Raw genomic sequence first — 23,820 nt, 5'->3', positions numbered from 1 at the left:
GGGCTTTCGCGTGCCGGAAACGCGCCCTGGTTGCGGGCGGGTCCACCGCAACATGCTGGCATCAAAAAGCCCCACCGAAGCGGGGCTGAAGAGTTGATTTCGTCGGCATCTCAAGTGGCGACCCCAGCTGGATTCGAACCAGCGACCTATCGCTTAGAAGGCGATTGCTCTATCCAACTGAGCTATGGGGCCTTGTCCGGAGGCGCGGAAGCCGGAATCAGAAGCGCGGGCGGTCGGTGCGGAAATTGTCGGCGTAATTGCGCGGACGCACACGGCGGATCGGCGCGTCGGCAACGGAATAGCTCCAGCCCTTGCGCTCGGCGAAGGCGATCGCCTCCTCCTTGCTGTCGAAGCTCAGGCGCACCTGGTTCAGCGTGTCGCCCGAGCTGACCCAGCCCATCAGCGGTTCCGGACGGCGCGGCGTCTCGATCTCGTAATCGAGCTGCCAGCGCTGGGTCTTGGCCCGGCCGGACTGCATGGCCGTCTTGGTCGGCTGATAGATCCGGACGTTCATGCTGGCCTCGTCTCCCTCGATTCCTGGCTGGCCGCGCCGGTCGCGCGGCGGCGATGGTCCCGTTTGGCGATGGTCGGGGAGCCCGGATTCGAACCGGAGACCTCCAGTACCCAAAACTGGCGCGCTACCAGACTGCGCTACACCCCGTCGCCGCGTTGTGAGATACACGAACGCCGCGCGAACGGCAAGGAGTCGGCTGACGCATCCGTGTCGGTTTCTTGACCGCGCGGGGCGCAGGCCCCCTCCCCTTTTTCGCAAGACGCAGCCGTGCCCGACACTCCCACCCCCCTGCCCCGCGTCGCCGTCTTCGTGCCGGACCTGAGCGATGCGACGGACCGCCGCGCCGCCGTCGCCATCGCCCACGCGCTGCACCGCGACGGTCATCCGGTCGATCTCGTGGCCCCGATGGGCGGCGGCGCTCTGCGGGCGACGCTCGATCCGGCCATCGGCCAGATCGATCTCGCGAAGCGGCACGCCGCGACGTCGCCGCTCGCCCTGGCCCGCTGTCTGGCGGAGCGGCGTCCCGCCGTGCTGGCCGTGCCGGCCTCCGTCGCCTGGATCGCCCGGCTGGCGGTCCGGCTGGCGCGCGGCGGGATCCCGGTGGTGACGGTGGGTGGGACGGGCGTGGAGGCCGCCCTCGCGGCTATTCGTGCCGCAACGCCTCGATCGGGTTGAGCCGTGAGGCGCGGCGCGCCGGGTAGAGGCCGAAGAACACGCCGACCAGCCCGCTGACCGCCACCGCCAGCACCACGGAATCGAGCCGGATCAGCGTCGGCCAGCCGGCCAGCCCGGCCACCACCATGGCGGTCCCGACCCCGGCCAGCACGCCGACGGCCGCCCCGATCAGCGACAGCGTCGTCGATTCGATGAGGAACTGCATCAGGATGTCGCGCCGCCGCGCGCCGATCGCCAGCCGCAGCCCGATCTCCCGCGTCCGCTCGGTCACCGAGACCAGCATGATGTTCATGATGCCGATGCCGCCGACCAGCAGCGACACCGCCGCCACCGCGGCCAGCAGGAAGGACAGCGCGCGGGAGGAGGCGTCGCGCGTCGCCGCGACCTCCGACAGGTTGCGCATCCAGAAATCGTCGTCCTGCCCCTCGATCAGCCGGTGGCGCTGGCGCAGCAGGTCGCGGATCTGCGCCTGGGCCTCCTCCTGGTCCGCGCCGTCGGCGAGCTTCACCACCATGGTGTGGACGAAGCGCGGGTTGGACTTCGCCATGCCGGGGATGTTGCGCTTGGCGGTGGAGAGCGGCACGAAGATCACGTCGTCCTGGTCCTGCCCCTGCGTGTTCTGCCCCTTCTCGCCCAGCACGCCGACGACGGTCAGCGGGGTGGAGAAAACGCGGACCTGCTCCCCCACCGGGTCGCCGCCGCCGAACAGGTTGCGCACCACCGTCTGGCCCAGCACCACCACCTTGTTGGCCTGGGCGACGTCCTCGTCGGACAGGCCACGCCCCTGGACGACGCTCCAGTCGCGCGCGTCCATGTAATCGGGGGTGACGCCGAACAGGACGCTGCCCCAGTTCTGGTTGCCGGCGACGAGCTGGAGGCCCCAGCGCACCGACGGCGCCGTCACCGTCACGCCGGGGATCTCGGCCAGCACGGCAATGGCGTCGTCCTCGGTCAGCGAGGAGGCGGTGCCGGCGCCCAGCTTGACGCCGGAGCGCACGACGCTGCCCTGGCCGACCATCACCAGATTGGTGCCGAGGCTGGCGATCTGCCGCAGCACCTGATCGCGCGCTCCGGCCCCGACGGCGACCATGGCGATCACCGCCGCCACGCCGATGACGATGCCGAGCATGGTCAGGGCGCTGCGCAGCGGGCTGGCCCGCAGCGAATCCAGCGCCGAGCGCACGGCGTCCAGCGCGTTCACGGCACGGCCTCCCGGAGGCCGGGCGCCTCTTCCGGAACCTGATGGCGGTCGTCGACCAGACGCCCGTCGCGGAAGCTCAGGACCCGACCGGCGAAGCGCGCCACATCCGGCTCGTGGGTGACCAGCACGATGGTCAGGCCGGCGCGGTTCAGACGCTGGAACAGCGCCATGATCTCCAGGCTGGTGGCGCTGTCGAGCGCCCCGGTCGGCTCGTCGGCCAGCAGCAGGACCGGGTCGTTGACCAGAGCGCGGGCGATGGCGACGCGCTGCTGCTGCCCGCCGGAAAGCTGCGTCGGCCGGTGGTGCCCCCGGCTGTCCAGCCCGACGGCGGCCAGCGCCTTCAGCGCCGTGGCGGCCCGCGCGGCGCGGGGGATGCCGGCATAGACCATCGGCAACTCGACGTTGGCCTGGGCCGTCTGGCGCGGCAGCAGGTTGAAGGATTGGAAGACGAAACCGATCCGGCGGTTCCGCACGGCGGCCAGCGCGTCCGACGACAGGCGGCCGACCTCCTCGCCGTCGAGGCGATAGCGGCCGGAATCGGGGCGGTCCAGGCAGCCGAGCAGGTTCATGAAGGTGGATTTGCCGGAGCCGGACGGCCCCATCACCGCAACGAACTCGCCGCGCCGGACCTCCGCCGACACGTTGTCCAGCGCTTGCACCCGGTGCGGCCCCATCCTGTAGGAACGGGTCAGGTTCTCGACGGCGACGAGGATGGGGACGGGGTGAGGGGGAACCGCCGCGTGGCTGTCCGGGGCGATGGAGACGGCCGGCAAAACGGCAAGGGGATGCCTCGCATCCCCCTCACCCCAACCCTCTCCCCGGGGGGGAGAGGGGGAAATTCGCGGTTTGGGCAATCCCGGATCAGAAGCCAAGGCGCGGCCCCCGGCGGCCGTCGCGGTCGGGCGGCGCGATGCCGGTGATGACGTCCTGCCCCGGCCGCAGCTCGCCGGCCACCACTTCGGTGAAGCTGCCGTCGCCGATGCCGAGCCGCACCGGCACCCCGACCGGCGCTCCGTTGGACGGGCCCGGCACCCAGACGGTGCGCGTGACCTCGGCCGAGCGGCGCGGCTCGACCAGAGCATCGAAACGCTCGCGCTGCACCGGGTCGAGCAACGCGGCGATGCGCTCCAGCGTGCCGCCGCGGATGGCGGCGGCCTCGACCCGGCGGCGTTCGGGATCGCCGCCCTCGGCGTCCAGCGCGGCGAAGCGGTCGCGCGCCTCGGCCACCAGGGCGGCGATGTCGCGGCGCCTGCCCTCGTCCAGCCTCAGCCCGTCGGCGACGCGCCGGGCGGCGGCCTCCAGCGCCTGGGCGCCGCGACCGCCGTCGGGACCGCCGACCGTGGGCGCCGCCGCGGCGATTCCGGCCGGGGAAAGCTCCACCCCCGGCGGGCGGAAGCGCAGGGCGGCGTTGGGAATTTTCAGCGCGGCCGGCCGTTCGTCCACGGTGATGCGCAGGTTGGCGGTCATGCCGGGCAGCAACCGCATCTCCGGATTCTCGACGGTGATGACGACGATGTAGGTGACGACGGTCTGGTCCTCCCTGGGGGCCAGCCGCACCTGCGCCACCGTGCCGGTGAAGTTGTCGCCGGGGAAGGCGTTGACGGTGAAGCGCACCGGCATGCCCTCGCGCACGCGGCCGATGTCGGCCTCGTCGATGTTGGCCAGCACCTCCATCTGGCGCAGATCCTGGGCGATGGTGAAGAGGGTCGGCGCCGACAGGCTGGCGGCGACGGTCTGGCCGATGCTGACCGCCCGGTTCACCACCACCCCGTCGATCGGCGAGCGGATGACCGAGCGGTTGGCATCGACCCGCACCAGTTGCAGCGCCGCCTCGCGCTGGGCGACCTGGGCGCGGGCGACCTCGACCTGGGCGGCGGCGACCTCCGCCGAAGCGGTGGCCGAGGCGACCCCGGCCTCCGCCTGCCGGATCTGCGCCTGGACGGCCACGACCTGGGCGCGGGCGCTGCGGGCGGCGGTCTCGGTCTTCTCCAGATCGGCGGCGGCGACGACCCCGCGGCCGCGCAGCTCCTGCCGGCGGGCGAGGTCGCGGTCGGCGTCGCGCTGCGCCAGCTCGGCGCGCATCATCTGGGCTTGGGCGTTGGCGACGTTCGCCCTGGCGTTGGCGACGTCGGCCCGCGCCTTGTCGAGCAGCGCCTGCTGCTGGACGAGCGAGGCGCGGGCCGATTCCACGTCGGCGCTCGCCTGCGCCAGCCGGGCCGCGAGCTGGTCGCCGTTCAGGCGGGCCAGCACCTGATCCTTGGAGACCCGGCTGTTGAAGTCGGCGAACAACTCGGCGATCTGGCCGGACAGCTGGGAGCTGACCTCCACCGTCACCAGCGCGCTCATGGTGCCGGTGGCGGTGATGGCGCTGACCAGCGGTCCCTGCTCGACCCGGCCCAGCCGGTAGGCCGGCCCCGGCTCCGCCCGCGCCAGCATGACGTAGGCCGACAGCCCCGCCGCCACGGCCAGGGCGCCGCCCAGAAAGATCGCCGTCCGCCCGCTCATCCGCCGCTCCCCACACCCTCGCCCATCAATGTGGGCGGAACGGGGCGGGAAGTCACCGGGAAGTCAGGGGCGGAACGGCGGCAATCACTTGTTTGCGAAGGTGGAATGCCGGACCAGATCGCCGGGGCGGATGCCGAGCCGGGCGCTCATCCCGCCGTTCAACTCCAGGATGGCCTTGACCGGCCCCGCCGAGTTGATCGAGTCGAGCGACTGAGGCACCGCGCGCTCGTGGATGTTCACGATGTGCCCGTCGGCGCCGATGAAGAGCATGTCGAGCGGAATCAGCGTGTTCTTCATCCAGAAGCTGGCCGGCCGCACGCTGTCGTAGATGAACAGCATGCCGGCGTCGTCCGCCATCCGTTCGCGGAACATCAGCCCCTGCGCCTGCTGCGCCATGGTCTCCGCCAGTTCCACGTCGAAGCGGAACCTGCCGCCCGAGGCGGTCTCGACGGTCAGCGAGGATTTCTGGAACCCCTCCAGCGCCACCGCCGGCAGCGCCATCATCACCAGCAGGACCAGCGCCACCGCGCCTCGCACCATCCGACCGACCATCGCGCCCGTTTCCTTCTTGTCGTGGGAGGCTTCAGGACTTGGCCAGACGGTCGAACGCCTGGAGCCGCGCCAGCAGGGCCGGCATCTCCGCCAGCGGGACCATGTTGGGGCCGTCGCTCGGCGCGCTGTCCGGAGTCTCGTGCGTCTCCATGAACACCGCCGCCACGCCGACCGCGATCGCCGCCCGCGCCAGCACCGGCACGAACTCCCGCTGGCCGCCCGAAGTGGTGCCCTGCCCGCCCGGCTGCTGCACCGAATGGGTGGCGTCGAACACCACCGGGAAGCCGGTCTCCGCCATGATCGGCAGCGAGCGCATGTCCGACACCAGCGTGTTGTAACCGAAGCTGGCGCCGCGCTCGCACAGCAGCACCCGCTCGTTGCCCGAGGCGGTCAGCTTGGCCGCGACGTTCTTCATGTCCCACGGCGCCAGGAACTGGCCCTTCTTGACGTTCACCGCCCGGCCGGTCTCGGCGGCGGCGACCAGCAGGTCGGTCTGCCGGCACAGGAAGGCCGGGATCTGGAGCACGTCCACCGCCTCGGCGACCGGGGCGCACTGGGCGGCGTCATGGACGTCGGTGATGACCGGGCAGCCGAACCGCTCGCGAATCTCGGCGAAGATCGGCAGCGCCTTGTCCATGCCGAGCCCGCGCGCCGTGGTGATCGAGGTGCGGTTCGCCTTGTCGAAGCTCGACTTGTAGATCAGCCCCAGCCCGAGAGCGCTCGTCATCTCCACCAGCGCCGACGCGGTCTCCAGCGCGTGGTCGCGGCTCTCCATCTGGCAGGGGCCGGCGATCAGGACGAAGGGGCGGTCGTTGGCGATCGACAGGTCGCCGATCCGGACGGTGCGCGGGGTGGTCATTGCAAGGAAACTCCGGACGAAGCAAACGTGAGAGGGCGCTGCCCCCTCACGCGAACGCAGTTTGCGTGAACGGCGACAGGCAAAGCACAGGCTTGCCGAAAGCCGCTCACACTCTCCCGGCAAGGGCCGGACGACCCTTGCATCCCACTAATGCGGGGGCGGGTCAACTCAGATGCGTGCGGAAGAACTCGACGGTCAGGCGGTTGGCCTCGGCCGCCGCCGCCGCGTCGTAATGCTCGCCGCCGGGACGGGCGAAGGCGTGGTCCATGCCGGGATAAACCTTCGCCGTCACCCAGCTGTTGCCGGCGACCCCGGCCACCACCGCGTCGCGCTTCTCCGGGCTGGAGAATTTGTCGTTCTCGGCGATGTGCAGCAGCAGCGGGTTGCCGACGCCGGGAAGCTCGCCCAGAAGCCCCTCCAGCCCGACGCCGTAGAAGCCGACGTTGGCGTCGGCGTCCGACCGCGCCGCCATCAGGAAGGCCAGCCGGCCGCCCAGGCAATAGCCGACGCTGCCTGCCTTGCCGGTGCAGTCGCCCTGCTGGCGCAGCCAGCCGAGCGCCGCGATCAGATCTTCGACCGCCTTGTCCTGGTCCATCCCGTTCATCAGGGCGAAGGCCTGGTTCCACTCCTCCTGCGTCTTGTCGGTGAGCTGGACCCCCGGCTTCTGGCGCCAGAACAGATCCGGGCAGACCGCCAGGAAACCCTGCGCGGCGTACGCGTCGCACAGCTCGCGCATCACCGCGTTGACGCCGAAGATCTCCTGGATCACCACGAGACCGCCGGCCGGCGTCACCGTCGGCTTGGCGACGTAGGCGGAAAACTGGCCGCCGTCGGCGGCGTCGATCTTAACCTCGGGCATGACGGATCATCCTCCCCTGATTTTGCGGATCCGCGCCAAGATATGGTGCCGATCCGCAAAAGGGCACCCGCCCGAAGGACAAAGTTCAAGATCGGGCAACGTTCAGAATCCGACGCTGAGCCCGGCGAAGGCGCCGAAATCGCGCGTGCGATCCTCGCCCAGCCGGGCGTTCAGACCCAAGGTTCCGGTCACCGACGAGGCCAGCGTGACCGAGGCCCCCGCCGCCAGATCGACGAAGGTCCGGTCGCCCCTGCCCACCGGCGTGTCGTAGGACAGAGTCGAGACGCTGCGGCTGGCGGCCGTCACGCTGCGGTCGTCGTCGTTGAACTCGCGGTTCAGCGTGACCTTGGCGTAGGGGCGGACGCTCCCGAAATCATAGGCCGCCCGGTAGCCGACGCTGCCGATCAGCGAATTGCGGGTCTGCTGCCGGTAGGAGAAACCGAACAGCGCGCTGTCCTCGCCGAACCCCTCCACCGCGACATGCTGGTAGCGCAGCCCGACGACCGGCCCATGGCTCAGCCCGCCGCTGGTGAAGTCATAGCCGCCCTCCGCCGCCAGCGAGGCGTTGGTGCCCTCGGTGCTGCCGCCGGTCGAATGATCGGTGCCGTTGATGGTGACGCCGCGCCGCAGGTCGTAATCGATGAAACCGAAGGTCCCGACGCCGGTGACGTGGAGGCCGCCGGTCCGGTAGGTGCCGTAGCCGCTCAGCGCGTACTCCCGCTGCCTGTAGTCGCCGCCGGTCGAGAAGGCGCCCTTGTAGTGCGAGATCGTTCCCGCCACGCCGAGCAGCATATTGTCGCCGAATCGCTTGTCGACGCCGACGCTGACGTTGAGCGGCGTGCCGCGCGTCCCGGCGCGGTCGCCGTCGCGGTCCAGGGTCAGACGGCCGATGCCGCCGACGATCCAGGCACCCGACCCGCCGGCCTTGCGGCTCCACAGGTTGGTCGCCGCCTGGGCCTGGAGGGTGGCGATCAGCCGGTCGCGGGTGTGGACCGGCGTTTCGGCGAGCCGCGCGATGTTGCCCGGCGCCGTCAGCGCGTTCAGCACGAAATCGGCGATCGCCCGGTGCCCGGCCGTGGTCGGGTGCACCCCGTCGGCGAACAGATGACTCTCCGCCGCGGCCGGCGACACCAGCGTCGCCGGGGTGCAGAGCAGCGAACTGCTGGTGGTGCAGGCCGGGCTCACCACGTTGGCGAAGCCGTAGGCGGCCGGGTTCGCCGCCGCGTCGCGCAGCAGCGCGAAGGTGTCGATCGGCACGACCGACACCCCCGCCCCCGCCAGCCCCAGCGTGACGAGCTGGTTGTAGCCGCTGACGAGCTGCGTGATCTGCGCCGCCGCGGCCGCGCCCTGCGAGCGGCCCAGCGGCGTGAGGCCGATGTCCGGGACCGTGGGGACCAGGATGGTGCGGGCGCCGGCCGCGCGCAGCCGCGCCACCTCCCCCACCAGATCGGCCGCCGCCTGGGTGATCGCGGCCTGCGCCGTCGCCGGGCTGTTCAGCGCCGCCAGGATGTCGTTGGCTCCGCCCCACACCGTGTAGAGCGCGCCGGGATCGGCCCGCCCGCCGGTCGAGGCGAGATAGGCGGAAATCTGGTTGCGCACCGGGGTGGCGCTTCCCGTCGGCGGCGAGGCCGGCACGCCGGGAAACCGGGCCACCCGCGCCCCGCCGACCGCGTAGTCGGTGCCGCCGTCGATCGCCGGGGTCGCCGACCGGCCATACGCCGCCGCGACAGTCTCCGACCAGACCAGCCCCGGATTGGTGGTGAATTTTCCCCCGGCGGGCAGCAGCGTGCGGAAGCTGCCGGCATCGGTCAGGCTGTCGCCGAAGAAGACCGTGCCGGAATAATCGGCGGCCGAGGCCGGCTGACCGGCGCACAGCGCGGCGGCGGCCACCCCGGCTGCCGCGATGTCACGAAAGCGACGCATGGTTTCCCCCATCCGATCCGTAATCGTCCGTTTTGCCAACGGTGGATCGGATGGTTGCACAGGCCGCGCTCGCCCTCAAGGCGTATGACCTATAGGTCAGGAAGCGGGCTGGTAGAAGGCTGATGCCCTGGACGCAAAAAAAGCCCCGCTTCGTTCGAAGCGGGGCTTTTCCTGACATCGATGCGCGCTGCGCCCGATCAGACCAACCGGATCAGACCAGACGGCTCTGGTCCATCGCCGCCTTGATGAAGGCGGTGAACAGCGGGTGCGGTTCGAAGGGCTTCGACTTCAACTCCGGATGGAACTGCACGCCGATGAACCAGGGATGGTCCGGCAGTTCGACGATCTCCGGCAACTCGCCATCCGGCGACAGGCCGGAGAACATCATGCCGCAGCGCTCCAGCCGCTCCTTGTAATAGACGTTCACCTCGTAGCGGTGGCGGTGCCGCTCGGAGATGTCGGTCGTGCCGTAGACCTCGGCGACCTTGCTGCCGTCCTTCAGCTTGGCCGGATAGGCGCCCAGCCGCATGGTGCCGCCCAGGTCGTTCGCCTCGGCGCGGCGCTCCAGCGTGTTGCCGCGCATCCATTCGGTCATCAGACCGACGACCGGGTTGCCCGGCTTGCCGAGTTCGGTCGAGCCGGCGTCCTCGATCTTCGCCAGATTGCGCGCCGCCTCGATCACCGCCATCTGCATGCCGAAGCAGATGCCGAAATAGGGCACCTTGCGCTCGCGGGCGAACTGGGCCGCGCGGATCTTGCCTTCCGTCCCGCGCGAGCCGAAGCCGCCCGGCACCAGGATGCCGTGGACGTTCTCCAGCCGCTTCACCGCCGCGTCGTCGTCCTCGAAGATCTCGGAATCGATCCAGTCGAGGTTGACCTTGACGTTGTTGGCGATGCCGCCGTGGGTCAGCGCCTCGGCCAGCGACTTGTAGCTGTCGAGCAGGCTGATGTACTTGCCGACCACCGCGATGGTGACCTCGCCCTGCGGCTTGCGCACGCGCTCGACGATGCTGGTCCAGCGCGACAGGTCCGGGGCCTTGTCGGTCGGCATGCCGAAATAGGACAGGACCTGGGTGTCGAAGCCTTCCTCGTGGTAGCTGACCGGCACCTGATAGATCGAATCGACGTCGAGCGCCGCGATCACCCGCTCCGGACGGATGTTGCAGAACAGCGCGATCTTCTTGCGCTCGTTCTCCGGGATGGCGCGGTCGGCGCGGCACAGCAGGATGTCGGCCTGGATGCCGACGCCCAGCAGTTCCTTGACCGAATGCTGGGTCGGCTTGGTCTTCAGCTCGCCCGCCGTCGGGATGTAGGGCAGCAGCGTCAGGTGGATGTAGAGCGCGTTCTCCTGGCCGACCTCGTTGCCGAACTGGCGGATGGCCTCCAGGAAGGGCAGCGATTCGATGTCGCCCACCGTGCCGCCGATCTCGACCAGGATGAAATCCTCGTCGGTCGCGTCGGCGCGGATGAACTCCTTGATCTCGTCGGTGATGTGCGGGATGACCTGGACGGTGCCGCCCAGATAGTCACCGCGCCGCTCCTTGGCGATCACCGTCGAATAGATGCGGCCGGTGGTGATGTTGTCGCCGCGCCGGGCCGAGACGCCGGTGAAGCGCTCGTAATGGCCGAGGTCGAGGTCCGTCTCCGCCCCGTCGTCGGTCACGAAGACCTCGCCGTGCTGGTAGGGGCTCATCGTGCCGGGATCGACGTTCAGGTACGGGTCGAGCTTGCGGAGCCGCACCTTGTAGCCGCGCGCCTGGAGGAGCGCACCCAGCGCCGCCGAAGCCAGGCCCTTGCCGAGCGAAGAAACGACGCCACCGGTGATGAAGATGTAGCGAGTCATGTCCGTCCGAAGAGCTTGAGAGCTGTTCCATGTCCCCAGAAGGATCGCGCGGGGAAGAATGCTTCGCGACGCGCGGCCCTCAAAAGAAAGAGGCGGCTTCTGGGAGGCCGCCTCTGCTGTCTGCACCCTTGCCTTGTCGAGAACCGGGGCTCCGTTACTGGGAGACCGGCGGCGCGGGCTGTGCGGGCGGAGCCGGCTGGGCCGGAGCCGTCGGCTGGGCCGGGATGCCGGCCGGCATCGAATCGATGATCGAGGCCGGGCGCGAATGACCGCCGGCCAGGATCGCCAGCACGATGCTGGTGGCGAAGAAGCAGCCGGCGAGGATGCCGGTGGTGCGGGTCAGCAGGTTGGCGGTGCCACGGGTGCTCATCATGCCGCCCATGGTGCCGCCGCCGATGCCCAGGCCGCCGCCTTCCGACCGCTGAACCAGGATCACGCCGACCAGGGCCACCGCGATCAACAGGTGAATAACGAGAAGCACCGATTCCATAAGAAACCTATCTCCACACCTGGAACAAGATCGACGTGGCGAACGCGATCAACTGGGCCCGAAAATCGAACAGCGCGCCACAGGCCGTCTCAAGGGCCCGTGGCGCGCGCCCACTGTTTGTACCGCGCCGTCGCGCGATATGCTAGCGGCAACTGGTCGCGATGGCCCAGAAATCGTCGGCCTTCAGCGAGGCCCCGCCGACCAGCGCTCCGTCGACGTTCTCCACCGCCATCAGCTCGGCCGCGTTGCTCGGCTTGACCGAGCCACCGTAGAGGATCAGCGCCTTGGCCGGATCGGCGATCTTGCCATCCAGCTCGGCGCGGATGTGGGCGTGCATCGCCTTGACGTCGCCCGCGGTGGCGGTCTTGCCGGTGCCGATGGCCCAGACCGGCTCGTAGGCGATGACGGTGTTGGCGGCGGTCGCCCCCGCCGGGATCGAGCCGGCGAGCTGGCCTGACACCACGGCGTCGGCCTGGCCGGCGTCGCGCTGCGCCTCGGTCTCGCCGACGCAGACGATGGCGATCAGGCCTTGCCCGTGGGCGGCGGCGGCCTTGGCGGCGATCAGCGCGTCGCTCTCGCCATGGTCGGCGCGGCGCTCCGAATGGCCGAGGATGACGTAGCGGCAGCCGGCGTCGGTCAGCATGGTCGGCGCCACGTCGCCGGTGTGGGCGCCGGAGGTCTTCGCCGCGCAATCCTGGCCGCCCAGCTTCAGCGCGCTGTCGGCGATCGCCTCGCCGACCGGGAACAGCAGCGGAAAGGGCGGGCAGACGAGCAGGTCGAACGGCACCGCGCCGGCGCCCTTCAGCCGCCCGGCAAGGTCCGACGCCAGGGCCAGCCCGTCGGCCTTCAGCCCGTTCATCTTCCAGTTTCCAGCGATCAGCTTCCGGCGCTCGGTCATGGTGTTTCCTTTTTTATGGTGCGTTTCGGGGCGCGGCCCCTGTCTAGCAAGACCATGCGTGGATTTCCACCCGGCCAACCGGGATCATCCGGACCGCCGGGAGCTTGGCTTTTGGCTTTCTTGAACGTGGAAGGGATCAGGGACCCGCCGCCGGCGCACCACGCACCGTCCAGGGAGAATCCTCAGGCATGCTCCTCCGCCGCTGAACGTGGCAGCGGACACCGAAGGGCCTCAGAAGCGTCCTCATGCCCTCAGCAAGGTCGGTTCGCAGCCGACTGCCCCGTACCGAGCTTGCGCGCGCCTCGTCCTCCTCGACGAACAGGATCACGTCGATGGGCTTCTTCCGGCTGCCGAGCGCATGGGTATAGAACGGCTTCAACGCCTCGTCCTCTTCGCGATGGGCCGCGACCAGGAAGGCGAAGGTGTCCCGGACTTTCTTCGCCACCTCCACATGCAGCGGATCCTCGCCCTTCACATCCATCCTGTCCTTGTTCTCGATGGCGTGCCTGCGAAAATCCTTCACCTCGATCAGCAGCAGCCTGTCCGGCGAAAGCGCGACGATGTCCACGCGCTTGGTACCGTCGATCCGGCAAGTCCGGGCAACGAAGCCACCTTCATCGTCATACTTCTCGGCCTCCCAGCCGTCCGGGAAGCGGAACAGCAAGCTGCCTTCGACGATCTCTCTCATTCTCGCGTCTCCCAGTAGAGACGCTCCATTGCGTCGTCCTGTTTGAGGGCGGCATCGAGGGAGGCAATCATGCCCAAGCCGTCCACGTCGTCGGCACGCTCTACGGACAACGCCGCCCCGTTCCGCTCAAGGGAGAAATACTGGACCGGAAGCGGGTTTCCTTGGGTCTTGCGGCGGTCGAGGCGCAGCGCGATTTCCCGCATCATGAACAAGCTGTGCGTAGCGATGAAAAGCTGAACCCCATCGGCGGCAAGCTGGACGAGAGTGTCCGCCAGAGGCCCCATCAGGCGAGGATTCAGGTTGGCCTCGGGCTCGTCCCAGAACACGGAACCATGCAACGCCAGCGAACCGTTCTGCACGAGATAGGCCAAGGTGGCGAGTTTGCGGTACCCTTCCGACACCAGGGGGGCCTCGATCCTGCCGCCGTCCTTGAACTTCAGGTAGAGCCGGCCGAGTTCGTCCGGCTCGAGCCATCCACCCATGGCCTCTTCCAGCGGTTCGAGCAGAGCGCCGAAGCCGGCCCTGCGCACACCCCGCTTCGGCCGGGCGAGCAGCAACTTCGTCAAGTCGTAATAAGTTTCCTCGAACCGGATGCTGGTGCGCTCGTAATCGGAGACGAAGGCAGGCACCAGCGACACGACCTCGCGGGGCGGCAGATACACCGGGCCACCCGTCGGTTCCGCCGGCCGGTTCCTGGGAGCGGAGACGACCTTGGCGCTTTCGGCGCTGGCCCGTATCTCGAACGACAGGGGCTTGTCCACATCGGCGAAGGTCAGCTTCACCTTCGCGGTGCCCGGCTTGCCGGGACCGGCGTGACGACGCAGGCGGCTCAAGGTATCGGGCAGGAAAACGTCCAACAGCTTCTTGGTCAGCGCGATGGGAAGCTCGTCATCCCCGACCGGACGCCCGACCTTTTCCGGGTAGAGCACTTTGGTGGCCGCGTAGGCGAGCTTCAGCAGGTGCGTCTTTCCGGCACCGTTCTCACCGACGATGATGTTCAGGCCAGGAGAGAACTCAAACGCATGATTCTCGAAGACGGTGAAGCGCGTGACATCCAGTCTGCGTAGCGTGCCCAGCGGGTTCGTCGCTTCGAGAACGGCCTCGTCGGTCATGATTTGGTGTTCCTTCCGGTGGTTCCGGCTTATCGGATTTGGCGGACACGTTCCCGCTCGCGTTTCAGAATCGCATGCGGCAGCTTGAATTTAAAGGAAACGATGCAGTCCCGGTCTTCCAGCGCAAGCAGGCGCGGCAGTGGTGCGCGGAAAACCCGTCAATCTGTGAAAGCCGGTGAAAGGCCTGGCTTGTCCAGAGACAGCGCACATCGGCCAAAAAGCAAAAGGCCCGCTCATCGGCGGGCCTTTTGTCCTTGATATCCAAGGGAATAGGATGGTTGGGGGACTAGGATTCGAACCTAGGCTGGCGGAGTCAGAGTCCGCTGTCCTACCGCTAGACGATCCCCCAGACCGTCACCGGGGCGGTGCGTTTCCGCTGTGCCCCGTGGTGTGGGCGGGCTTATAGCAGTGCCTCGCAGGCTTGCCTAGACCTTTTTTTCACCGCCCACGCACTTTTCTGAAAACACCCTCCCGGATCAGGCAGCTCCCCCACCGGAGCCAGCCAGAGCGTCGCGCAGCGGCGCGACGATCCGCTCCACCTCGGCGTTGCCGGACAGTTCCTCGACCGGCTTGGTCAGGCGGCGGCGCCAGTTCGGATGCTGGTCCACGGTTCCCGGCAGGTTCGGCTGCTCGGTCTCGCCCAGCGCGTCCTCGATCTGCGCCATGACGATCCGCGAAGGCGTGCGCGCCATGTAGGCGTGGACCGCGGCGGCCAGTTCCGGGCGGAAGGGCTGGTCGCCCTCGTCGTTGGGGTAGCTGGCCGGGCGCAGCCCTTCCCGCGCCAGCGCCTGGAGCAGGCGCCAGCGGTCGACGCCGCGGTCCCAGATGTCCTTGTCGCGGCTCGCCGCGTCGGGATAGAGGTCGAGGTCGCGGCGCCATTCCAGGTCGCGGCCGGTCCAGAAGCCCTTGAAGGTGGCGAGGTCGTGGGTGCTGACCGTCGCCATCGCCTCCACCGGGTACTCGCCCGGCGCCTTGAAGCCACCCTCGGCGCTCCGCTCGAAATAGAGCACGCGGTAGCTGAGGATGCCGGCCCGCTCCAGGGCGGGCCGGAAGCCCTCGGGCACCGTGCCCAGATCCTCGCCGATCACGAGGCAGCGGTTGCGGCGGCTCTCCAGCGCCACGATGCGCAGCAGGTCGTGGAAGGGATAGGCGACGTAGGCCCCGTCGCTGCCGTCCTCCGGAATCCAGAACAGGTGCTGCAAAGCCATTACATGGTCGATGCGCAGAGCGCCCGCGTGGCGCATGTTGGCGCGCAGGAGAGCCACGAAGGGGGCGTAGGCGGCCTCGCGCAAGCCCAGCGGCGACAGCGGCGACAGCCCCCAGTTCTGGCCCTTCAGGTTGAACTGGTCGGGCGGTGCGCCGACGTTGGCGCCCTGCACCAGGATGGCGGAATCCGCCCAGGCGGCGGCCCCGCCGGGATGGGCGGCGACGGCGAGGTCGCGGTAGAAGCCGATGCCAAGGCCGGCACGGCGTCCCCGTTCGGCGGCCTCGCCCAACTGGCGGTCGGCCTCCCATTGCAGGTAGGCGAAGAAGCCGACGCGCTCGGCCCGCTCGGCGGCGAAGGCCTGGACTTCGGGGCTGTCGGGGGTCTGGAAGGCCGCCGGCCAATTGCGCCACATCCACAGCGACGGGTCGCGGCGGTAGAAATGCTCGTGCAGCGCCTCGAACAGGGCGTGGCGCTCAAGCCCCTCGCCCATCGCTTGGCGGAACGCCTCGAAGGCGGCCTTGCGGGGATGGGCGGGGTCGAGCGCCCGGAAGGTGGCGTGCAGCGCCTCCAGCACCGGCAGCTTGAGGCCGGAGACCGCCGGGTAATCGACCAGCTCGGCGGCGCGCGCGCGGGCCAGCGCCTCCTGGAACGGGCCGGAGGCGATGCGGGCCTGGGCGTCGGGCGTCGCGGCCAGTTCCGGCACGGCGTCCACGTCGATGTAGAGGATGTTCAGGAAGGTCCGGCTCGACGGCGAATAGGGGCCGATGTGGTTCGGGTCGGCGGGGAACAGCGCGTGCAGCGGATTCAAGCCGACCAGACCGGCCCCCAGACCGGCGGCCGTCTCGGCGAAGGCGCCGAGATCGCCGAAATCGCCCACCCCCCAGTCACGGGCGCTCCTCAGCGCGTAGAGTTGCAGGCCGATGCCCCAGGTCCGCCCGGCGGGCATCACCTCCTCCACCGTCAGGCAGCGGTCGGGGGTGACGATGATGGTCGTCGCCCCCTCCACGAGGCCGCTTCCGATCTCGCCGGTGCCGGCATCTCCGACACCCTGGGGGTGGACGGAAACGCTCAGCCGGTGGTAGCCGAGCGGCAGGTCGGCCGGCAACCGCCGGCCAAGCTCGCGCCGCTCGAACCCTCGGCCGTCGATGAAGATGCCGTCGAACAGCGGCGCCTCATGGACAACCAGCGTCCCGCTGCGGGTCGAACCGTCCTCCAGCGCCAGCGACCAGGACAGGGTGGCGTCGTCGAAACCGGCCGGTAGGGACAGGCCCAGCTCGATCCCCTGCCCTTCCCCGACCACCAGCACCGGCGGCAGCGGGCGGCGCCAGGACCGTCCCTCGAACGCGCGCAGGCTGGCCGCGGCCTCGTCGCCGGTGGCGGCCGGAAGCCCCATGGCAGCGACCAGCGCCCGCTTGGTCGCCTCGCCGGTCTCGCGCCGGTTGCCCCAGATGTCATGGTAGAAGGGTTCGAGCCCAACCAGATCGGCCAGCCGGTCGAGAGCGCTCATGCAGGGTCCTCGCTGATTGTTCGTATGCGCTGATTGTTCGCGTGGGGCGACGCCGCCGGGCGGGAGCATCGCCGGAAGATGGGAAACAGGCGCGCCGGCGAATCGGCGCGCCGGGGCGCTCACCCGGCGGAGGCGGCCACCGGGGCGCCGGACGGCGGCGGCGTGCCCGCGGCGGCGGAAGCCGCCTGCGCCGCCGAGGCCGCCGCCGCGGCCTTGGCCTGGGCCATCTGCTCCAGTCGGGTGCGGTAGCCGGTGACGGCGGCGGTGACCTCGCGGGTCATCGCCTCCAGCGGGCGCTCCGGATCGGTCGCCTGCATCAGCGCGCGCACCATGGTCTGCAACTCCGCCGCATCGTCGGGCGACACCGCGCCCTTGTCGGCCTGACGGTGGATGTCCTCGGCCAGCGACTTCACGGCGCGGGCCACCGCCTCGACATGGGCGTGGTCGCCCTCGTCGGTCAGGCGGCGCAGCAGGTCGTCGAGGAATCCGCCGATGCGGCCGACATGCTCCACCGCCAGCCGGTCCGGAACCGGACGGGACAGGCCGGGCATGGCGAACTCGGCGAGGAAGGCGATCTGGATGCTGGCGCGGATCCGCTTCTGCGCGGTGACGAAGCCGTTGGCCTCGTTCAGCAGCATGCGGACCCCGGCCTGGCTCCATTGGCCGGTCGCCTTCAGGCGCAGCGTGTTCGGCGCCTCCAGCACCGGCACCTGGGCGCCCTCGCGCGGCGACTTGCGGCGATCGGGGCCGGTGTAGTCGGCGGTCACCACAAAGCCCTTGCGCCCCTCGATCAGCGTGGCGATGCGGTCCTGCACCTGCTTGGGCGACACCGGCTTCAGCAGCAGGTCGTCGCCCCCGCTGTTGGTGACGCGGGTCAGCAGGGCCGGGGTCGGCGCCCAGGTCGTCACGATCAGGCAAGCGAAGGGGTTGGGAACGTTCGGTTCGTTGCGCAGAGCGCGGATGAAGCGGAACGCCTCGGTGTCCTCGCCGTCGGCGTCGACCAGGATGATGTCCGGTGTCCCGGCGCTGAGCAGCCCGGCGGCGGCCTTGACCGAATCGAACAGCTCGATCCGGCGGAAGCTCATCCGCACCAGCACGTCGCGGAACACGCGGGCGGTGTTGAGCTGGCTGTCGATGATCGCGGCGTCGACCTGGGAGAAATCGTAGTCCGGCATCATCCTATCCGAAGCTTCGCGGCGGTCCTGTCGTCGGGTCCGAGGTTATCACGACCGATCCCGTCCGTCGCGCTACCATCGCACGTCCTGCGCGCACCGGCGGGCGAAGCGGCGTGGAACCGCCTCCCCCGCCCCGGCCCTCACATCCCGGCCTGCTCGACCAGGGTGAAGACCAGGACCGTGCGCCCATCCACCAGCAACGCACGCCCGGCCAGCGCGATGCGCTCGTCCCCCGCCCCGTCCTCGACGCGGGTGTCGAGCACGCAGCGCCAGCCGCGTCCGCCCGGCACGTCCGGCAGGGTGACCGCCAGCGTGTCGGCGTGGGCGTTCAGCACGATCAGCAGCACCCCGTCGTCGAGCGGCTGGCCGTCGGGAGCGACGTGGTTGCCGGCGCGGCCGTTCAGCAGCAGGACGATGCAGCGCGCCTGGGTGTTGCGCCAGTTCTCGGCGGTCTTCTCCACGCCTTGCGCGTTGTACCAGACGATGTCCTTCAGCCCGTTGGACGCCGCCTCGCGCCCGTGCAGGAAGACCGGCCGGCGCAGCACCGGGTGCGCCCGGCGCAGCGCGATGACGCGGCGGGTGAAGGACAGCAGGGCCGGGTCCTGGCGCGACCAGTCCAGCCAGGTCAGCTCGTTGTCCTGGCAATAGGCGTTGTTGTTGCCCTTTTGGCTGTGGTTCATCTCGTCGCCGGCCAGCATCATCGGTGTGCCCTGAGACAGGAACAGGGTGGCCAGCAGGTTGCGGGTCTGGCGGGCGCGCAGAGCGTTGACCGCGCGATCGGCCGTCTCGCCCTCCACCCCATGGTTCCAGGAGCAGTTGGAGGAGTGGCCGTCACGATTCTCCTCCCCGTTCGCCCAATTGTGCTTCTCGTTGTAGGAGACGAGGTCGTGCAGGGTGAAGCCGTCGTGCGCGGTGATGAAGTTCACGCTGGCCCAGCTCCGCCGCCCGCGCTTCTCGAACAGGTCGGACGAGCCGGCGATGCGCCCGGCCAGCTCCGGCAGCATGCCGTCGTCGCCGCGCCAGTAGCGCCTGACGGTGTCGCGGTAGCGGTCGTTCCACTCGGCCCAGCCCGGCGGGAAGTTGCCGACCTGATAGCCGCCGGGCCCGACGTCCCACGGCTCGGCGATCAGCTTGACGTCGGCCAGCACCGGGTCCTGCCGCACCGCGTCGAGGAAGCCCGATCCCGGGTCGTAGCCGTAGGGTTCGCGCGCCAGCACGGTGGCGAGGTCGAAGCGGAAGCCGTCGACGTGCATCTCCGTCACCCAGTAGCGCAAGGAATCCATCACCATCTGCACCACGCGCGGGTGGGCGAAGTTCAGGGTGTTCCCGGTGCCGGTGTCGTTGATGTAGAAGCGCGGGCTGTCCGGCATCAGCCGGTAGTAGCTGAGGTTGTCGATGCCCTTGAAGGACAGGGTCGGCCCCAGATGGTTGCCCTCCGCCGTGTGGTTGTAGACGACGTCGAGGATGACCTCGATCCCCGCCTCGTGCAGGCGGGCGACCATCGTCTTGAACTCCGACAGGACGTTGGTGTTCATGTAGCGCGGTTCGGGCGCGAAGAAGCCGATGCTGTTGTAGCCCCAGTAGTTGGTCAGGCCGCGCGACACCAGATGCTGCTCGTCGGCGATGGCCTGGACCGGCAGGAACTCCACCGAGGTGATGCCCAGCGCGCGCAGATACTCGATGACGCTGTGGGCCGACATGCCGGCGAAGGTGCCGCGCAGATGGGCCGGCACGTCGGGATGGCGCATGGTGAAGCCGCGGACATGCGTCTCGTAGATCACCGTGTCGGTCCAGGGGATCGAGCGATGGCGGTCGTGGCCCCAGGTGAAGGCGCCGTCGACGACCCGGCATTTCGGCATGCCGCGCGCGTTGTCGCGCCGGTCGAAGGACAGATCCTCGCGCGTCGAGCCGACGCGGTAGCCGTAATGGGCGTCGGACCATTTGAAGCCGCCGAACAGCGCGCGGGCGTAGGGGTCGAGCAGCAGCTTGTTCGGGTTGAAGCGGTGCCCCTCCTCCGGCTCGTAGGGGCCGTGGACCCGGTAGCCGTAGAGCTGGCCGGGCCGTGCCTCGGGCAGGTAGCCGTGCCAGACCTCGTCGGTGTGCTCCGGCAGGGTGATGCGCTCGACCTCGCGCTGGCCGGTCTTGTCGAACAGGCACAGCTCCACCCGCTCGGCGTGGGCGGAGAAGAGCGCGAAGTTGACGCCGAAGCCGTCCCAGGTGGCCCCCAGCGGGTTCGGCTTGCCGGGCCAGACGGTGGAGCGGATGGGGGATGGGGGCATCGGCGGGGTCCGGGGCGGCGGCTGGGAACGGGTGGCAATCCCTTGATCCCCATTAGAAAGCCTCGGACGGAGACGTCAAGAAAGATCGGCCGCCGACGATCGGCCGACGAACGCCCGCACCGGTTGATCGCCTCTTGAAATCTTCCCCTCCTCCGTGGTCATCTGCGTGCGCGAAATGGTGGCTGGGGTTGGTTGATGAGATTCGCGCGCGCCGGCATGGACAACGTTGTGGACACGATGCGCCGGGGGGATGACGAGACGGTTGCCAAGGGCGAAAATTACCGTTGGGAAGAGCGGGTATCCACCGAGCGTTTGATCTCCTTCCAAAAGGGAAGCGACGGCGTCGAGTCTCCGGAGGATCTGGACAGGCATCACGGCAGCTATCTGACCAACGCCGTGAACGTCTTTTCCAAGCGCGACGAGCCGGCCTCCTTCACCGCATCCAACGTCAACGCCCTGCTTCCACCGCTCGACGAAACTGGAATCCTCGTGCGCGTCGAGGATTTGACGTGGTGCGCGTCCAAGCTTCTCGCCCTTCCCAACGACAAGCGTGCCGAACGTTGGCCCAAGGAAATCGCGTCATTGAAGGCGTCCTTCGATGCGGGAACCAGCGCTTTCGATCTGTTTTTCAGGAATTACCTCTCCAGCCTCATCGAGCGCCGCCCGATGTTCGCCGCGCTGAAGGAGGAATTGGACAAGCGCCCCAGCTGGCGTGAGGATTGGGCAACCGTCCTGCCCGACCTGCTGGGATTGGCGCATCTGACGGCGACCCCGGAGAACCCACGTCTGGTCGCTTTGATGAGCTATCCGGTCAAGCGTGTGCTCGATGCGCCGGGCCGCGTGGCGAAGGAACACCGCTTCGCCGCGCCGACCGTGCTCGACCATCGTCCGAACGGCTGGTTTCTTCCGTCACCGTTGCCGAGTCCGGAAAATCCGATACATTATGGACGAGCCGTCCACCTGCGGAGCCAGGGCACCATGATGTGCGAGATCATCCATCGCAGCATCACCTACGAGCTTGGCGACGTGCAGGATGTGGCGGTGCTGACGACCCCCATCGCACCGCCGCTCGCCTCGGTCCGCAGGGATCACCTCGAGCCGCTGCGCTGCTTGAGCGGCTGCGCCGCCTTCGCGGCGGATTGAGTCTCATGGCAACCTACGCAACCTGCGCCGCCTGGATCGAGGCGCTGCGCGCCGACCCCGCCAACCGGCTGAACCGGATGCTGCGGCAGTGGGACGGCATCAGCCCATACCAGCGGGGCGAGGTCTTCGACACCATCCGGATCGCCCTGTCGGAATCGGGAAGCGATGATGATCGCCGGCTGATCGATCGTGAATTGGCAGGGTGGTTGACCGACCGCTTGGCCGAACCACCGGAGACAGTGGACGAGGTTGGCTGGAACAGCTACGTCGCCGCCCTGGTGGAAGCGTTCGGCTTGGCCTCCTCCGTGTCCCTGCCCATGACCGGCTCTCTGTTGCGTGACCGCCACATGGAGTTCAAGGATTGGACGCGGGGGCTGTCGGAGGAGGGGCCGAGCAACATCCGCACCCACTATCTCCTCGCACTGGCGCACAATCAGGGGGAGACGCGCAGCTTCCTGTCTTTATGGCTCCAGCTGTGCCGTGACGCCGGGGCTGACCAGCCAACGCCGGCGGAGGCTGATTTCCGCCTGACCATCGGCTTGCTCGGCCTGCGGCTGCTGCCCTCCCCCGATGGCAGCGCCACGGTCGTGGAGGAGGCGGAAGGCATAATTCGCTGGGCGGCACGTCTGCCCAACACCCAGGAGGCGCACACTCGGTTCCTGCGCCGCTGGCGCGTGTTCGCGGAGGTTTTCCCCCGCGGGTCCAGCGATTGGGCGGCAATGCTGGAAAACAACCTCGCCGACCATGCCACCCGCCCCTTCGCCGCATGGCTGCGGGAGGAGTTGGACATCCATACGCCCACCAAGGTCGGACCGGCACGGGAACCGGCACGGAACGACACCTTTGCGGTCATCGACGAGATCCGTAAGCTTCCCTGGGGCAAGGCAAAGGCGAAAATCGACCAATTTATCGCGAAGCAGGAGCGTTACGCCCAATCCAGCGGCTCGGCCTACACCCTATCCCGTGCCTTCAATGTCCTGGGCAACGCCCTGCTCGGGATGGAGGACCGTCCAGAGACACCACCACTGGCCGAGCGGTTGGCGATGAAGGTGCTGGAACATGACGCCAACGACGCACCGAGTTGGGTGCTGTGGTCGAAGGCATTGCGGCGGATGGGCCGGACAAAGGCCGCTGAAGCGGTGCTGTGGCGCGCCTGCCGGTTCATGCCAGACAATGCTCACTTCCGCAACGTTCTGGCTGAGAGCATGGAAAATGAAGGGAGAGTCGCGGAAGCCGAAGCCCTCTACCGCGACACCATCAAGCGCTTCCCGACAGACGAGGTAGCCCCGACCGCCCTCGCCAAGCTGCTCGCCGACAACGGACGCACCAAGGAGGCCGAAGCCCTCTACCGCGACACCATCAAGCGCTTCCCAACAAGCGAGGTAGCCCTAAACGCCCTCGCCAAGCTGCTCGCCGACAACGGACGCGCCAAGGAGGCCGAAGCCCTTTACCGCGACGCCATCAAGCGCTTTCCAGACAATCCCGTTTGTCGACTCGATCTCGGCCTGTTGCTGCTCGATCTAAAACGCCCGGTAGAGGAGGCCCAACCTCTCCTGGAGGATCTGCTTCGGATGCGCGCATCCCAAGCCGACACCCTGCGTCGGCACATGGACGAGGAACGACGCGGCCAGCGCGTTCCCAGACAACGGAGCGACCAACCCAAGCACAGACAATTCGTTTCGCAGCCATCCTCCATGGCGGAACCCGATCCCAACTGGTCCGCGTTCATCGCCTCGGGCGATGCGCTGCATGCGGAATTCCTGCTGTCTCCTGCGCTGAACGATCCAAAGCTTCTTCTCGTAACGGCGGAGAAGCGCGCTGATCTGCGGGAAACCGCCAAGACGATGCTGCGCGAGGCGATCACGCGGGCGCCGAACAACCCCGTGGTGCGGTTGATCGCCGCCCGCTATCCCGATGTGATCGCCAGGACCATCGACGCCGACACGGCGCGGCGGGTTGCCGGGGGGGATTTCGGGCTGCGGCTGGAACTGGCCCTGCGCGACGAGGACGAAGAGGCGTTGGGCTATCTGTTCGAGGATTTCCACGATCCCGGTCAGAAGGCGGTCGCTGCTTGCGGCTGGCTCTGGCTGAACTCCGACTCGCAAGCCCATGGTGCTGAGGAAGCCGCCGAACATCTGCGTTACTGGCTGGCCGACGATGCTCCGAAGACCGCCCTGCCCGCTCTGGTCCACATCCATGACGAGTTGCGCGAGCGGTTGCCTTTCTGGTCGCGCAACGCCGACCGCAACGGCTTCCTGGAAAGCTGGGACAGCCTGCACGGCGATAGGCAGCGCCGGGCGCAGATCCGCGCCCTGATCGACATCGCCCTGCTCGGTCTTGCCCTCGCCGAAATCCCGATGCTGGCCGATCTGCCGCTCGCTGCCTGAAAG

The 23,820-nt window shown here is 68.7% G+C and carries 19 protein-coding genes and 3 tRNA genes; 3 read left to right on the top strand and 19 right to left on the bottom strand.

Annotated features, from left to right (window positions below; genetic code table 11):
- Positions 1–115: 115 nt before the first annotated feature.
- The 3 genes from JN22_RS23800 to JN22_RS23790 all read right to left on the bottom strand — a co-directional run bounded on the left by JN22_RS23800 (position 116) and on the right by JN22_RS23790 (position 661).
- Positions 116–192, bottom strand: a tRNA-Arg gene (locus tag JN22_RS23800).
- Between the two features lie 25 nt (positions 193–217).
- Positions 218–514, bottom strand: coding sequence for an ETC complex I subunit (locus JN22_RS23795; RefSeq protein WP_085556248.1), 297 nt, complete (start codon positions 512–514; stop codon positions 218–220).
- 70 nt (positions 515–584) lie between these two features.
- Positions 585–661: transfer RNA gene (locus JN22_RS23790), tRNA-Pro, on the bottom strand.
- Positions 662–781: 120 nt separating this feature from the next.
- On the opposite strand from JN22_RS23790, the gene JN22_RS23785 reads away from it, so the two are divergent.
- Positions 782–1,189 (top strand): glycosyltransferase family protein, encoded by a 408-nt coding sequence (locus JN22_RS23785; RefSeq protein WP_085556247.1) that lies wholly within the window; start codon positions 782–784, stop codon positions 1,187–1,189.
- On the opposite strand, the gene JN22_RS23780 is transcribed toward JN22_RS23785, so the two are convergent.
- From JN22_RS23780 to glgX, 16 genes are all read right to left on the bottom strand, one after another.
- Positions 1,158–2,390 (bottom strand): ABC transporter permease, encoded by a 1,233-nt coding sequence (locus JN22_RS23780; RefSeq protein ID WP_085556246.1) that lies wholly within the window; start codon positions 2,388–2,390, stop codon positions 1,158–1,160. The two genes, JN22_RS23785 and JN22_RS23780, sit on opposite strands and share 32 nt — an antisense overlap.
- Positions 2,387–3,163, bottom strand: coding sequence for an ABC transporter ATP-binding protein (locus tag JN22_RS23775; RefSeq protein WP_223677860.1), 777 nt, complete (start codon positions 3,161–3,163; stop codon positions 2,387–2,389). The genes JN22_RS23780 and JN22_RS23775 overlap by 4 nt, the downstream gene beginning before the upstream one ends.
- An 88-nt stretch (positions 3,164–3,251) precedes the next feature.
- On the bottom strand, positions 3,252–4,895 hold the full coding sequence (locus tag JN22_RS23770) for an HlyD family secretion protein (RefSeq protein WP_085556245.1): 1,644 nt from the start codon (positions 4,893–4,895) through the stop codon (positions 3,252–3,254).
- 84 nt (positions 4,896–4,979) lie between these two features.
- Complete coding sequence (locus JN22_RS23765) at positions 4,980–5,447, bottom strand: DUF192 domain-containing protein (RefSeq protein WP_085556244.1); 468 nt, start codon at positions 5,445–5,447, stop codon at positions 4,980–4,982.
- 31 nt (positions 5,448–5,478) lie between these two features.
- Entirely contained in the window at positions 5,479–6,306 is an 828-nt protein-coding gene (gene kdsA / locus JN22_RS23760; RefSeq protein ID WP_085556243.1) for a 3-deoxy-8-phosphooctulonate synthase, read from the bottom strand.
- Between the two features lie 163 nt (positions 6,307–6,469).
- A complete protein-coding gene (locus JN22_RS23755; protein ID WP_085556242.1) occupies positions 6,470–7,165 on the bottom strand; it encodes a dienelactone hydrolase family protein in 696 nt (231 codons plus the stop codon).
- 102 nt (positions 7,166–7,267) lie between these two features.
- Complete coding sequence (locus tag JN22_RS23750; RefSeq protein ID WP_085557321.1) at positions 7,268–9,088, bottom strand: autotransporter domain-containing protein; 1,821 nt, start codon at positions 9,086–9,088, stop codon at positions 7,268–7,270.
- A gap of 211 nt (positions 9,089–9,299) precedes the next feature.
- Entirely contained in the window at positions 9,300–10,931 is a 1,632-nt protein-coding gene (locus JN22_RS23745) for a CTP synthase (protein ID WP_085556241.1), read from the bottom strand.
- A 154-nt stretch (positions 10,932–11,085) separates the two neighbouring features.
- Entirely contained in the window at positions 11,086–11,421 is a 336-nt protein-coding gene (secG, locus tag JN22_RS23740; protein WP_085556240.1) for a preprotein translocase subunit SecG, read from the bottom strand.
- Positions 11,422–11,563: 142 nt separating this feature from the next.
- The gene (gene tpiA, locus JN22_RS23735; protein ID WP_085556239.1) at positions 11,564–12,319 is read right to left on the bottom strand and encodes a triose-phosphate isomerase; all 756 of its coding nucleotides are present in this window, start codon (positions 12,317–12,319) and stop codon (positions 11,564–11,566) included.
- A 136-nt stretch (positions 12,320–12,455) separates the two neighbouring features.
- Positions 12,456–13,007, bottom strand: a complete 552-nt coding sequence (locus JN22_RS23730; RefSeq protein WP_085556238.1) for a hypothetical protein — start codon at positions 13,005–13,007, stop codon at positions 12,456–12,458.
- On the bottom strand, positions 13,004–14,119 hold the full coding sequence (locus tag JN22_RS23725) for an AAA family ATPase (RefSeq protein ID WP_085556237.1): 1,116 nt from the start codon (positions 14,117–14,119) through the stop codon (positions 13,004–13,006). Before JN22_RS23725 ends, JN22_RS23730 begins: the two co-directional genes overlap by 4 nt.
- Before the next feature lie 275 nt (positions 14,120–14,394).
- Positions 14,395–14,468, bottom strand: a tRNA-Gln gene (locus tag JN22_RS23720).
- A gap of 127 nt (positions 14,469–14,595) precedes the next feature.
- Positions 14,596–16,833: a 4-alpha-glucanotransferase gene (gene malQ / locus JN22_RS23715; protein WP_085556236.1), complete on the bottom strand. Its 2,238-nt coding sequence runs from the start codon at positions 16,831–16,833 to the stop codon at positions 14,596–14,598.
- A gap of 119 nt (positions 16,834–16,952) precedes the next feature.
- On the bottom strand, positions 16,953–18,011 hold the full coding sequence (locus JN22_RS23710) for a response regulator (protein WP_223677859.1): 1,059 nt from the start codon (positions 18,009–18,011) through the stop codon (positions 16,953–16,955).
- A 137-nt stretch (positions 18,012–18,148) separates the two neighbouring features.
- A complete protein-coding gene (glgX, locus tag JN22_RS23705; protein ID WP_085556235.1) occupies positions 18,149–20,287 on the bottom strand; it encodes a glycogen debranching protein GlgX in 2,139 nt (712 codons plus the stop codon).
- A 195-nt stretch (positions 20,288–20,482) separates the two neighbouring features.
- On the opposite strand from glgX, the gene JN22_RS23700 reads away from it, so the two are divergent.
- On the top strand, positions 20,483–21,430 hold the full coding sequence (locus JN22_RS23700; protein ID WP_143268392.1) for a hypothetical protein: 948 nt from the start codon (positions 20,483–20,485) through the stop codon (positions 21,428–21,430).
- Between the two features lie 5 nt (positions 21,431–21,435).
- Positions 21,436–23,817, top strand: a complete 2,382-nt coding sequence (locus JN22_RS23695; protein WP_085556233.1) for a tetratricopeptide repeat protein — start codon at positions 21,436–21,438, stop codon at positions 23,815–23,817.
- Positions 23,818–23,820: the final 3 nt, after the last annotated feature.

Origin of the sequence: Azospirillum agricola, from assembly GCF_020005195.1 — a bacterium.
Lineage (GTDB): Bacteria > Pseudomonadota > Alphaproteobacteria > Azospirillales > Azospirillaceae > Azospirillum > Azospirillum agricola.
Note: the sequence above shows the minus strand (reverse complement) of the source record. Positions and strands in the feature narration are given on the sequence as shown.

Coding starts and splice junctions, on each gene's coding strand:
- JN22_RS23795 (WP_085556248.1), bottom strand. CDS start 514: ATGAACGTCCGGATCTATCAGCCGACCAAGACGGCCATGCAGTCCGGC.
- JN22_RS23770 (WP_085556245.1), bottom strand. CDS start 4,895: ATGAGCGGGCGGACGGCGATCTTTCTGGGCGGCGCCCTGGCCGTGGCG.
- JN22_RS23765 (WP_085556244.1), bottom strand. CDS start 5,447: ATGGTCGGTCGGATGGTGCGAGGCGCGGTGGCGCTGGTCCTGCTGGTG.
- kdsA (WP_085556243.1), bottom strand. CDS start 6,306: ATGACCACCCCGCGCACCGTCCGGATCGGCGACCTGTCGATCGCCAAC.
- JN22_RS23755 (WP_085556242.1), bottom strand. CDS start 7,165: ATGCCCGAGGTTAAGATCGACGCCGCCGACGGCGGCCAGTTTTCCGCC.
- JN22_RS23750 (WP_085557321.1), bottom strand. CDS start 9,088: ATGCGTCGCTTTCGTGACATCGCGGCAGCCGGGGTGGCCGCCGCCGCG.
- JN22_RS23745 (WP_085556241.1), bottom strand. CDS start 10,931: ATGACTCGCTACATCTTCATCACCGGTGGCGTCGTTTCTTCGCTCGGC.
- secG (WP_085556240.1), bottom strand. CDS start 11,421: ATGGAATCGGTGCTTCTCGTTATTCACCTGTTGATCGCGGTGGCCCTG.
- tpiA (WP_085556239.1), bottom strand. CDS start 12,319: ATGACCGAGCGCCGGAAGCTGATCGCTGGAAACTGGAAGATGAACGGG.
- JN22_RS23730 (WP_085556238.1), bottom strand. CDS start 13,007: ATGAGAGAGATCGTCGAAGGCAGCTTGCTGTTCCGCTTCCCGGACGGC.
- JN22_RS23725 (WP_085556237.1), bottom strand. CDS start 14,119: ATGACCGACGAGGCCGTTCTCGAAGCGACGAACCCGCTGGGCACGCTA.
- malQ (WP_085556236.1), bottom strand. CDS start 16,833: ATGAGCGCTCTCGACCGGCTGGCCGATCTGGTTGGGCTCGAACCCTTC.
- JN22_RS23710 (WP_223677859.1), bottom strand. CDS start 18,011: ATGATGCCGGACTACGATTTCTCCCAGGTCGACGCCGCGATCATCGAC.
- glgX (WP_085556235.1), bottom strand. CDS start 20,287: ATGCCCCCATCCCCCATCCGCTCCACCGTCTGGCCCGGCAAGCCGAAC.
- JN22_RS23700 (WP_143268392.1), top strand. CDS start 20,483: ATGAGATTCGCGCGCGCCGGCATGGACAACGTTGTGGACACGATGCGC.
- JN22_RS23695 (WP_085556233.1), top strand. CDS start 21,436: ATGGCAACCTACGCAACCTGCGCCGCCTGGATCGAGGCGCTGCGCGCC.